Annotated in this window: 1 protein-coding gene (only partly in view); it reads right to left on the bottom strand. The window is 52.3% G+C overall.

The genetic code is table 11. The features are described from left to right. On the bottom strand, positions 1-13,638 hold the 5' portion of the coding sequence (locus AC6I8U_RS21565; protein WP_498018476.1) for a VCBS domain-containing protein. 13,845 nt of this gene lie to the left of the window's left edge; 13,638 of the gene's 27,483 nt are visible here — the first part of the coding sequence; its start codon is at positions 13,636-13,638; its stop codon lies off the left edge, out of view.

Raw genomic sequence — 13,638 nt, 5'->3', positions numbered from 1 at the left:
GACGGTAACGGATTCACCCGCTTCCAGCGCTTGTGTGGCGGGTTTGGTGTTATCCAGCGTGAACGTCCAGCTGCCATCGGCATTGATGTTGAACGTACCGTAGTCGTTCTCAACGCTGGTCGTCGTGTTACTTGAGTCAAACGCGAAGCTCAGTGGCTGACCATCCGCTAGGTCGTAGTCTGCCGCATTAATTTGACCTTCCGCTAATTGGTCGCCGGTTTCATTGAAACCAGCCTCGGTCACTGAGTCAGCGAAGATGCCGCCTGTCGTCAGGTACGGTTTATCATTGGTGCCTTCTACCGTGATGGTCACGGCTTGCGTGGCTGTCACGTTTTGATCGTCGGTCACCACCACATCGAAGGTCACTGTCGCGCTCTCGCCCTCTTCCAGTGCTTGCGTCGCCGCAGCGCCGTTATCCAGCTCAAACGTCCAAAGACCGTTTTGGTTAATGGATACCGTGCCGTATGGGTTCGAGTCGTTTTCAATGCTGTAATCCAGCACGTCGCCTTCAGCTAGGTCAACATCGCTCGCGAAGATTTGACCGTCGATAGTAGGCGTACCTGCAACGGTATCACCAGCGTCTTCATGGCCCGCTTCAACCACAGTGCCTGTGATTTCACTGGTGTTTGCAATCACTGGGGCATCGTTGGTGCCGTTGATGGTCACGGTCAGGTTTTGACTGATGTACGCGTCGCGGTCATCGATGATGTAGGCGTTGATATCGACGGTAACGGATTCACCCGCTTCCAGCGCTTGTGTGGCGGGTTTGGTGTTATCCAGCGTGAACGTCCAGCTGCCATCGGCATTGATGTTGAACGTACCGTAGTCGTTCTCAACGCTGGTCGTCGTGTTACTTGAGTCAAACGCGAAGCTCAGTGGCTGACCATCCGCTAGGTCGTAGTCTGCCGCATTAATTTGACCTTCCGCTAATTGGTCGCCGGTTTCATTGAAACCAGCCTCGGTCACTGAGTCAGCGAAGATGCCGCCTGTCGTCAGGTACGGTTTATCATTGGTGCCTTCTACCGTGATGGTCACGGCTTGCGTGGCTGTCACGTTTTGATCGTCGGTCACCACCACATCGAAGGTCACTGTCGCGCTCTCGCCCTCTTCCAGTGCTTGCGTCGCCGCAGCGCCGTTATCCAGCTCAAACGTCCAAAGACCGTTTTGGTTAATGGATACCGTGCCGTATGGGTTCGAGTCGTTTTCAATGCTGTAATCCAGCACGTCGCCTTCAGCTAGGTCAACATCGCTCGCGAAGATTTGACCGTCGATAGTAGGCGTACCTGCAACGGTATCACCAGCGTCTTCATGGCCCGCTTCAACCACAGTGCCTGTGATTTCACTGGTGTTTGCAATCACTGGGGCATCGTTGGTGCCGTTGATGGTCACGGTCAGGTTTTGACTGATGTACGCGTCGCGGTCATCGATGATGTAGGCATTGATGTCCACGGTGACGGACTCACCCGCTTCGAGCGCTTGCGTGGCGGGTTTGGTGTTATCGAGCGTAAAGGTCCATCTACCATCGGCGTTGATGTTGAACGTACCGTAAGCGTTCTCAACACTGGTCGTCGTGTTACTTGAGTCAAACGCGAAGCTCAGTGGCTGACCATCCGCTAGGTCGTAGTCTGCCGCATTAATTTGACCTTCCGCTAATTGGTCGCCGGTTTCATTGAAACCCGATTCCGTGACCGAGTCACTAAAGATACCGCCCATGGTGAGGTACGGTTTATCATTGGTGCCTTCCACCGTGATGGTCACGGTTTGCGTGGCTGTCACGTTTTGATCGTCAGTCACGACCACATCGAAGGTCACGGTTGCGCTCTCACCTTCTTCCAGAGCTTGCGTGGCTGCTGCGCCGTTATCCAGCTCAAATGTCCACAGACCGTTTTGGTCGATGGATACCGTGCCGTATGGGTTCGAGTCGTTTTCGATGCTGTAATCGAGGACGTCACCTTCGGCTAGGTCGACGTCGCTTGCGAAGATTTGACCATCGATAGTCGGCGTACCTGCAACGGTATCGCCCGCGTCTTCATGACCTGCTTCAGTGACCGTGCCCACTATCTCACTGGTATCGGCAATCACAGGCGCATCGTTGGTGCCGTTGATGGTCACGGTCAGGTTTTGACTGATGTACGCGTCGCGGTCATCGATGATGTAGGCGTTGATATCAACGGTAACGGATTCACCCGCTTCCAGCGCTTGTGTGGCGGGTTTGGTGTTATCCAGCGTGAACGTCCAGCTGCCATCGGCATTGATGTTGAACGTACCGTAGTCGTTCTCAACGCTGGTCGTCGTGTTACTTGAGTCAAACGCGAAGCTCAGTGGCTGACCATCCGCTAGGTCGTAGTCTGCCGCATTAATTTGACCTTCCGCTAATTGGTCGCCGGTTTCATTGAAACCAGCCTCGGTCACTGAGTCAGCGAAGATGCCGCCTGTCGTCAGGTACGGTTTATCATTGGTGCCTTCTACCGTGATGGTCACGGCTTGCGTGGCTGTCACGTTTTGATCGTCGGTCACCACCACATCGAAGGTCACTGTCGCGCTCTCGCCCTCTTCCAGTGCTTGCGTCGCCGCAGCGCCGTTATCCAGCTCAAACGTCCAAAGACCGTTTTGGTTAATGGATACCGTGCCGTATGGGTTCGAGTCGTTTTCAATGCTGTAATCCAGCACGTCGCCTTCAGCTAGGTCAACATCGCTCGCGAAGATTTGACCGTCGATAGTAGGCGTACCTGCAACGGTATCACCAGCGTCTTCATGGCCCGCTTCAACCACAGTGCCTGTGATTTCACTGGTGTTTGCAATCACTGGGGCATCGTTGGTGCCGTTGATGGTCACGGTCAGGTTTTGACTGATGTACGCGTCGCGGTCATCGATGATGTAGGCGTTGATATCGACGGTAACGGATTCACCCGCTTCCAGCGCTTGTGTGGCGGGTTTGGTGTTATCGAGCGTGAAGCTCCAGCTACCATCAGCATTGATGTTGAACGTACCGTAAGCGTTCTCAACGCTGGTCGTGGTGTTGCCAGAATCAAACGCGAAGCTCAGTTGCTGACCATCGGCTAAATCGTAATCCGCGGCATTGATTTGACCTTCGGCTAATTGCTCTCCCGCTTCATTAAAACCGGCTTCCGTTACTGAGTCAGTGAAGATGCCGCCGGTTGTCAGGTACGGTTTATCGTTGGTGCCCTGCACCGTGATGGTCACGGTTTGTGTCGCGGTGACGTTTTGATCGTCAGTCACCACCACATCGAAGGTGACCGTTGCACTCTCGCCCTCTTCCAGCGCTTGCGTTGCGGCAGCGCCGTTATCCAGCTCAAATGTCCACAGACCGTTTTGGTCAATGGATACGCTGCCGTATGGGTTCGCGTCGTTTTCAATGCTGTAATCCAGCACGTCGCCTTCAGCTAGGTCAACATCGCTCGCGAAGATTTGACCGTCGATAGTAGGCGTACCTGCAACGGTATCACCAGCGTCTTCATGGCCCGCTTCAACCACAGTGCCTGTGATTTCACTGGTGTTTGCAATCACTGGGGCATCGTTGGTGCCGTTGATGGTCACGGTCAGGTTTTGACTGATGTACGCGTCGCGGTCATCGATGATGTAGGCATTGATGTCCACGGTGACGGACTCACCCGCTTCGAGCGCTTGCGTGGCGGGTTTGGTGTTATCGAGCGTAAAGGTCCATCTACCATCGGCGTTGATGTTGAACGTACCGTAAGCGTTCTCAACACTGGTCGTCGTGTTACTTGAGTCAAACGCGAAGCTCAGTGGCTGACCATCCGCTAGGTCGTAGTCTGCCGCATTAATTTGACCTTCCGCTAATTGGTCGCCGGTTTCATTGAAACCCGATTCCGTGACCGAGTCACTAAAGATACCGCCCATGGTGAGGTACGGTTTATCATTGGTGCCTTCCACCGTGATGGTCACGGTTTGCGTGGCTGTCACGTTTTGATCGTCAGTCACGACCACATCGAAGGTCACGGTTGCGCTCTCACCTTCTTCCAGAGCTTGCGTGGCTGCTGCGCCGTTATCCAGCTCAAATGTCCACAGACCGTTTTGGTCGATGGATACCGTGCCGTATGGGTTCGAGTCGTTTTCGATGCTGTAATCGAGGACGTCACCTTCGGCTAGGTCGACGTCGCTTGCGAAGATTTGACCATCGATAGTCGGCGTACCTGCAACGGTATCGCCCGCGTCTTCATGACCTGCTTCAGTGACCGTGCCCACTATCTCACTGGTATCGGCAATCACAGGCGCATCGTTGGTGCCGTTGATGGTCACGGTCAGGTTTTGACTGATGTACGCGTCGCGGTCATCGATGATGTAGGCGTTGATATCAACGGTAACGGATTCACCCGCTTCCAGCGCTTGTGTGGCGGGTTTGGTGTTATCCAGCGTGAACGTCCAGCTGCCATCGGCATTGATGTTGAACGTACCGTAGTCGTTCTCAACGCTGGTCGTCGTGTTACTTGAGTCAAACGCGAAGCTCAGTGGCTGACCATCCGCTAGGTCGTAGTCTGCCGCATTAATTTGACCTTCCGCTAATTGGTCGCCGGTTTCATTGAAACCAGCCTCGGTCACTGAGTCAGCGAAGATGCCGCCTGTCGTCAGGTACGGTTTATCATTGGTGCCTTCTACCGTGATGGTCACGGCTTGCGTGGCTGTCACGTTTTGATCGTCGGTCACCACCACATCGAAGGTCACTGTCGCGCTCTCGCCCTCTTCCAGTGCTTGCGTCGCCGCAGCGCCGTTATCCAGCTCAAACGTCCAAAGACCGTTTTGGTTAATGGATACCGTGCCGTATGGGTTCGAGTCGTTTTCAATGCTGTAATCCAGCACGTCGCCTTCAGCTAGGTCAACATCGCTCGCGAAGATTTGACCGTCGATAGTAGGCGTACCTGCAACGGTATCACCAGCGTCTTCATGGCCCGCTTCAACCACAGTGCCTGTGATTTCACTGGTGTTTGCAATCACTGGGGCATCGTTGGTGCCGTTGATGGTCACGGTCAGGTTTTGACTGATGTACGCGTCGCGGTCATCGATGATGTAGGCGTTGATATCGACGGTAACGGATTCACCCGCTTCCAGCGCTTGTGTGGCGGGTTTGGTGTTATCGAGCGTGAAGCTCCAGCTACCATCAGCATTGATGTTGAACGTACCGTAAGCGTTCTCAACGCTGGTCGTGGTGTTGCCAGAATCAAACGCGAAGCTCAGTTGCTGACCATCGGCTAAATCGTAATCCGCGGCATTGATTTGACCTTCGGCTAATTGCTCTCCCGCTTCATTAAAACCGGCTTCCGTTACTGAGTCAGTGAAGATGCCGCCGGTTGTCAGGTACGGTTTATCGTTGGTGCCCTGCACCGTGATGGTCACGGTTTGTGTCGCGGTGACGTTTTGATCGTCAGTCACCACCACATCGAAGGTGACCGTTGCACTCTCGCCCTCTTCCAGCGCTTGCGTTGCGGCAGCGCCGTTATCCAGCTCAAATGTCCACAGACCGTTTTGGTCAATGGATACGCTGCCGTATGGGTTCGCGTCGTTTTCGATACTGTAATCAAGCACGTCACCCTCAACAAGGTCGACATCACTTGCGAAGATTTGGCCGTCGATAGTCGGCGTACCTGCAACGGTATCGCCCGCGTCTTCATGACCCGCTTCAATCACTGTGCCGGTAATTTCACTGGTGTTCGCAATCACAGGCGCATCGTTGGTGCCGTTGATGGTCACAGTCAGGTTTTGACTGATGTACGCATCGCGGTCATCGATGATGTAGGCGTTGATGTCGACGGTGACGGATTCACCCGCTTCCAGCGCTTGCGTGGCTGGCTTGGTGTTATCGAGCGTGAAGGTCCAACTGCCATCAGCGTTTATGTTAAACGTCCCGTACGCGTTCTCAACGCTGGTCGTGGTGTTGCCAGAATCAAACGCGAAGCTCAGTTGCTGACCATCGGCTAAATCGTAATCCGCGGCATTGATTTGACCTTCGGCTAATTGCTCTCCCGCTTCATTAAAACCAGCTTCCGTTACTGAGTCAGTGAAGATACCGCCTGTTGTCAGGTACGGTTTATCGTTGGTGCCTTCCACCGTGATGGTCACGGTTTGGGTGGCCGTCACGTTTTGATCGTCGGTCACCACCACATCGAAGGTGACCGTCGCGCTCTCGCCCTCTTCCAGTGCTTGCGTCGCCGCCGAAGTGTTATCCAGCTCAAACGTCCACAGACCGTTTTGATCGATAGATACACTACCGTAAGGGTTCGCATCGTTTTCGATGCTGTAATCGAGCACGTCCCCATCGGCGAGGTCGACATCGCTCGCAAAAATCTGACCATCGATAATTGGCGTACCTGCAACGGTATCGCCCGCGTCTTCATGACCCGCTTCAACCACAGTACCGGTAATTTCACTGTTATTGGCGATCACAGGGGCATCGTTGGTGCCGTTGATGGTGACGGTCAGGTTTTGACTGATGTATGCATCGCGGTCATCGATGATGTAGGCGTTGATGTCGACGGTGACTGACTCGCCCGCTTCCAGCGCTTGTGTGGCGGGTTTGGTGTTATCGAGCGTAAAGGTCCAGCTGCCATCGGCATTGATGTTGAACGTACCGTAAGCGTTCTCAACGCTGGTCATGGTATTACCGGAATCAAACGCGAAGCTCAGGTCAGCGTTATCCGCTAAATCGTAATCTGCCGCATTGATTTGACCTTCAGCTAATTGCTCGCCGGTTTCATTGAAACCAGCCTCGGTCACTGAGTCAGCGAAGATGCCGCCTGTTGTCAGGTACGGTTTATCGTTGGTGCCTTCCACCGTGATGGTCACGGTTTGGGTGGCCGTCACGTTTTGATCGTCGGTCACCACCACATCGAAGGTGACCTCTACACTATCGCCCTCTTCCAGTGCTTGCGTCGCCGCCGAAGTGTTATCCAGCTCAAACGTCCACAGACCGTTTTGATCGATAGATACACTACCGTAAGGGTTCGAGTCGTTTACAACGCTGTAATCGAGGACGTCACCTGCAGCTAGGTCGACATCGCTCGCGAAAATCTGACCATCGATAGTAGGCGTGCCTGCAACGGTATCGCCCGCGTCCTCATGGCCCGCTTCAACCACGGTGCCGGTGATTTCACTGGTATTAGCAATCACTGGCGCATCGTTGGTGCCGTTGATGGTCACGGTCAGGTTTTGACTGATGTAGGCGTCACGGTCATCGATGATGTAGGCGTTGATATCGACGGTGACAGACTCGCCAGCTTCCAACGCTTGCGTCGCTGGTTTGGTGTTATCAAGCGTAAAGGTCCAGCTACCATCAGCGTTGATGTTAAATGTACCGTAAGCGTTCTCAACGCTGGTCGTGGTGTTGCTTGAGTCAAACGCAAAGTTTAGGTCGGCGTTATCCGCTAAATCGTAATCCGCCGCATTGATTTGACCTTCGGCTAATTGGTCTCCGGCTTGATTGAAACCAGATTCTGTTACGGAGTCGGTAAAGATGCCGCCTGTTGTCAGGTACGGTTTATCGTTGGTGCCTTCCACTGTGATGGTGACGGTTTGCATCGCCGTCACGTTTTGATCGTCGGTCACCACCACATCGAAGGTGACCGTCGCGCTCTCGCCCTCTTCCAATGCTTGCGTTGCCTCAGCGCCGTTATCCAGCTCAAATGTCCACAGACCGTTTTGATTGATGGATACACTACCGTAAGGGTTCGAGTCGTTTACAACGCTGTAATCGAGGACGTCACCTTCAGCTAGGTCGACATCGCTCGCGAAGATCTGACCATCGATGGTAGGCGTGCCTGCAACGGTATCGCCCGCGTCCTCATGGCCCGCTTCAACCACGGTGCCGGTGATTTCACTGGTATTAGCAATCACTGGCGCATCATTGGTGCCGTTGATGGTCACAGTCAGGTTTTGACTGATGTACGCGTCGCGGTCATCGATGATGTAGGCATTGATGTCGACGGTGACAGATTCACCCGCTTCCAGCGCTTGCGTGGCGGGTTTGGTGTTATCGAGTGTAAAGGTCCAGCTGCCATCGGCGTTGATGTTGAACGTACCGTAAGCGTTCTCAACGCTGGTCGAAGTGTTGCTAGAATCAAATGCAAAACTCAGCGCGCCGTTATCCGCTAAATCGTAATCCGCGGCGTTGATTTGACCCTCAGCCAACTGGTCACCCGCTTCATTGAAACCTGCTTCTGTTACTGAATCAGTGAAGATGCCGCCTGTTGTCAGGTACGGTTTATCGTTGGTGCCTTGCACTGTGATGGTGACGGTTTGTGTCGCGGTGACGTTTTGATCGTCAGTCACCACCACATCGAAGGTCACCTCAACGCTGTCACCCTCTTCCAGTGCTTGCGTCGCCGCCGAAGTGTTATCCAGCTCAAACGTCCACAGACCGTTTTGATCGATAGACACACTACCGTAAGGGTTCGAGTCGTTTACAACGCTGTAATCGAGGACGTCACCTGCAGCTAAGTCGACATCGCTCGCGAAAATCTGACCATCGATAGTAGGCGTGCCTGCAACGGTATCGCCCGCGTCTTCATGGCCCGCTTCCACCACGGTGCCGGTGATTTCACTAGTATTAGCAATGACTGGCGCATCGTTGGTGCCGTTAATGGTCACAGTCAGGTTTTGACTGATGTATGCGTCGCGGTCATCGATGATGTAGGCGTTGATATCGACGGTAACGGATTCACCCGCTTCCAGCGCTTGCGTGGCGGGTTTGGTGTTATCGAGCGTGAAGGTCCAACTGCCATCGGCATTGATGTTGAACGTACCGTAAGCGTTCTCAACGCTGGTCGAAGTGTTGCTGGAATCAAATGCAAAACTCAGCGCGCCGTTATCCGCTAAATCGTAATCCGCGGCGTTGATTTGACCCTCAGCCAACTGGTCACCCGCTTCATTGAAACCTGCTTCTGTTACTGAATCAGTGAAGATGCCGCCTGTTGTCAGGTACGGTTTATCGTTGGTGCCTTCCACCGTGATAGTCACGGTTTGCGTCGCCGTCACGTTTTGATCGTCGGTCACCACCACATCGAAGGTGACCGTCGCGCTCTCGCCCTCTTCCAATGCTTGCGTCGCCGCAGCGCCGTTATCCAGCTCAAATGTCCACAACCCGTTTTGGTCAATGGATACGCTGCCGTATGGGTTCGCGTCGTTTTCGATACTGTAATCAAGCACGTCACCCTCAGCAAGGTCGACATCACTTGCGAAGATTTGGCCGTCGATAGTCGGCGTACCTGCAACGGTATCGCCCGCGTCTTCATGACCCGCTTCAATCACTGTGCCGGTAATTTCACTGGTGTTCGCAATCACAGGCGCATCGTTGGTGCCGTTGATGGTCACAGTCAGGTTTTGACTGATGTACGCATCGCGGTCATCGATGATGTAGGCGTTGATATCGACGGTGACAGATTCACCGGCTTCGAGCGCTTGTGTGGCTGGTTTGGTGTTATCTAATGTGAAGGTCCAACTGCCATCGGCGTTGATGTTGAACGTACCGTAGTCGTTCTCGACGCTGGTCGTAGTGTTGCCGGAATCAAACGCGAAGCTCAGGTCAGCGTTATCCGCTAAATCGTAATCTGCCGCATTGATTTGACCTTCAGCTAATTGGGCTCCCGCTTCATTGAAACCAGATTCGGTCACGGAGTCAGTGAAAATACCGCCTGTTGTCAGGTACGGTTTATCGTTGGTGCCTTCCACCGTGATGGTCACGGTTTGCGTCGCGGTGACGTTTTGATCGTCGGTCACAACCACATCGAAGGTAACTGTCGCGCTCTCGCCCTCTTCCAATGCTTGTGTTGCCGCAGCGCCGTTATCCAGCTCAAATGTCCACAGACCGTTTTGGTCGATAGATACGCTGCCATAAGGGTTCGCATCGTTTTCAATGCTGTAATCCAGCACGTCGCCCTCGGCCAGGTCAACATCGCTCGCGAAAATCTGACCATCAATAGTCGGCGTGCCCGCAACCGTATCGCCCGCGTCTTCATGGCCCGCTTCAACCACTGTGCCGGAAATTTCACTGGTATTAGCAATCACAGGGGCATCGTTGGTACCGTTGATGGTCACGGTCAGGTTTTGACTGATGTACGCGTCGCGGTCATCGATGATGTAGGCATTGATGTCGACGGTGACGGATTCACCGGCTTCGAGCGCTTGCGTCGCTGGTTTGGTGTTATCCAGCGTGAACGTCCAGCTGCCATCGGCATTGATGTTGAACGTACCGTAGTCGTTCTCAACGCTGGTCGCCGTGTTACTTGAGTCAAACGCAAAGCTCAGCGCTGCGTTATCCGCTAAATCGTAATCCGCGGCATTAATTTGACCTTCGGCTAACTGATCCCCAGACTCGCTATGTCCTATTTCCCTGACAGAATCTACAACCGTACTTCCCTCGGTTAAGTAAGGTTTGTCATTGGTTCCTTGGATAGTAATGGTCACTTCTTTCGTTGAAGATAAGTTCTTATCATCCTTGACCACAACGTCAAACGTGACCGTCGCAGTTTCGCCTTCTTCTAGCTTTTGAGTCGCATCAGCGTCATTATCAAGCTCGAACGTCCAGAGTCCATTTTGATCAATGGAAACAGAGCCGTAAGGGTTCGAATCATTCGCTACACTGAAGTCCAACACTTCACCGTCAGCAAGATCGACATCACTCGTCACTAACTGTCCACTAATCGCAGAAGTACCATCTACTACAGCTCCAGCATCTAAATGTCCAGCTTCAACAACCGTGCCAGCTAATTCACTACTATCGGCAATAACAGGAGCGTCGTTGGTACCGTTTATCGTGATTACAATATCAAACGACGTGCCATCGGCAGATAGCACGGTGAAGGTTTCAGTCGCCGTATCTCCAGTCGACAAGTACTCTACTGCCGAATTCGCAATGTCATAGGTCCAAGAGCCATCTTCAAGTAACGTGAGTGTGCCTACTGCGCCATTTTCGCCACCAGCTAGCGTGCTGGCCGAGGTAAACGTTGTGGGATCAGTCTGGAACACTTCCTCATCAGCACCATCAACATCATCAATGGTAAGCTTCCCGCTATCTGACAAGGTGGTAAGCGTATCGTCTTCTGTGACTGTACCTTCGTCATCAGAACCCGTAACTAAAACAGGAACATCGTTCGTCCCTACGATATCCACCGTTATGGTGTGCTCGGTGCCATCTACTGTTTTGACCGTAAAGGTTTGCTTGACGGTTTCTCCAGCACCTAAAGCTTGAACTTGAGCATCCTCGTTGGGAATCGTGAAGACCCAATTGCCCACTTCGTCAATCGTCAGTTCTCCATTGGTAAAGTTTCCATCACCAACAACAACCTCGGATTGAAACTTAGACTCACCATCATCTACATCACTGACGGTAAGCGTATCCCCCACAGTTAACTGATTAGTATCAGCGTCAATATCATCGATATTATCTTCTGTTAACTGACCAAAAGATGTACCCACAATAGATGGCGCATCGTTAGTACCCACAATGGTAATGGTGAGTGTTTCGGTGTTTTCAGCACCAAACTCATCCCGAACAATAACCTGATAAGTTATATCTACTGTGTCACCGGCGTTGAGAGCTTGCGTTGTGGCTGAGTTATTATCCAGCTCAAATGTCCACTCACCATTTGGCTTTAGAACAAATTGACCATAGTCACTGGCACCGTCCTCAACATAGAATGTTAGCGTTGCATCCGCATCCACGTCCTCACCGACGAGTGTTCCTGACGCTGAAGGAGTACCGTCAACATTTTCTCCCGACTCCACGACGGCGCCTGCTAAATCACTAGACGAGGCGATCGTTGGCTGATCATTGGTACCGAAGATTTCAATGGTAATTGGCTGGATGACGAAAGCACCTGTTTCGTCTGCAACTTTCACATTAAAAACAGCTTCGACGGTTTGTCCCTCTTTAAGCGATTGAGATTCCGTCGAAGTGTTGTCCAACGTAAAGCGCCAAACACCAGTAGACTCCTCAACGGCAAACGTTCCATAAGGGCTGGTATCTGATGTCGTAAAGCTTAACGTTCCGTCGCTATCTGAAGCCCTAATGATTCCCGTGTCGGTATCTTTACCAGGAACCACCGTGCCGTCATCTCGATTACCTGCCTCACTCACAGCACCAGTCGTACCGCGCGGGTCTTTAATCTCAGGCGTGTCGTTAGTACCAATTATCGTAATCGACACAACCTCTTCGCTTTTGGCTCCAAACTCGTCCGTCACTGATACCGTGTAGTTAATAGTCTTGGATTCACCATCGGCAAGCGCTTGAGTCACGGGAGCGTCGTTGTCTAAGTCAAACTGCCACTTGCCGTTCTCATCGATAGAGAAAGAGCCGTACTCAGTTTGCGCAGACTCTACTTGGAAGGTCAGACTGGCGTCATCGTCGACATCGGTAACAGACAAAGTACCTAAAGCGATGTTGTCACTGCCAATACCGTCACCTTGCTCTGTAACGGTTCCGGCCGCATCACCACCAGCGTCAAACGTGGGTAGATCGTTAGTACCATTTATCGTCAACGTTAACGTCTCTGTTACCACCGCACCTTTATCATCAGTAACCGTGACCTCGAACGACGTTTCAACTGACTCTCCCTCTTTCAGGCTTTGCGTTGCTGAAGAGCGGTTATCGAGAGTGAAGACCCATTCACCTGTTTGTGGGTCGACACTCAATTGTCCGTATTCATTGGTATCCGACTGAACGCCGTAAGTAAGAACTGAGTCCGTATCATTGTCTTGAGCGACAATTGTGCCTGTCGCAGTATTTACGCCCTCTACAACTTGACCATCATCTAGATTCCCCGCCTCAACTAGGGTTCCATCGCCTACATCGTCGATAACTGGAATATCATTAACAGGGTTGATGGTAAGGAGAACACCACCTTCTTGAACCGAGTTTTCCTGTCCCTGTCCATCATCAGCAGAATAGGTGAACTGACCTGCATCATCGCCGAGAGTGTATTCTTCAGGGCCATCGAACTGCAGGCTTTCAAACTCTTGTTGCGTAAGAGTTTGACCAAGGGTAACGGGCGTACCGTCTGCAAGAGTAATTTGTCCTAGGACTGGGAGTTCTGTAATGGTGACAATAACCGAGTTACCGTCGGCATCACTGGGAAAGGTTAGTCCTAGTTCACCGTCGGTTGACTCCTCATCAAAAGTACGGGCATCAAAGATCGTAACTGGTGCAGAGTTAATGAAGATATCAACGAGCGTATTTGTCTGGGTTGGTGAGAGCGCCTGTCTATCGAGACCGATAGTTTCAAAAAGCGTTGCCGCTAAAATTTGTACCTGAGTTGCTTCTACCGTCGCTGCATCGGTGATACTTGAGCTCAACTCACCGCCAGCAGCGGTAGCCTGGTCTTCATTTTGAGTCGGGTCTTCACCTGCCTCAATCTGAGCAATGATGTCAGCTGCGTCTTGGTCATCACCGAACGCTAGGGACAAGCTTGAATCGTCGCCGCTTTGTTCGCCGAAGTTTTGTGCAAACAAAGCTTCTCTAAGCTCTACATCTGGAACTAAGTTATCGGGTGATAGCTCCACATCTCCGGGACGGGCTTCAATACCTTCTGGCAATAAAACTATTTTTCCATTCTTATCAAGAACTAACGTACCCGATAATTCTACCAGCCCCAATAATGCAGCAACATTCAT

The organism is Vibrio sp. KUL80 (genome assembly GCF_059725495.1).
The sequence above is the reverse complement of the archived record's forward strand: the minus strand, read 5'-3'. Positions and strand labels throughout refer to the sequence as shown.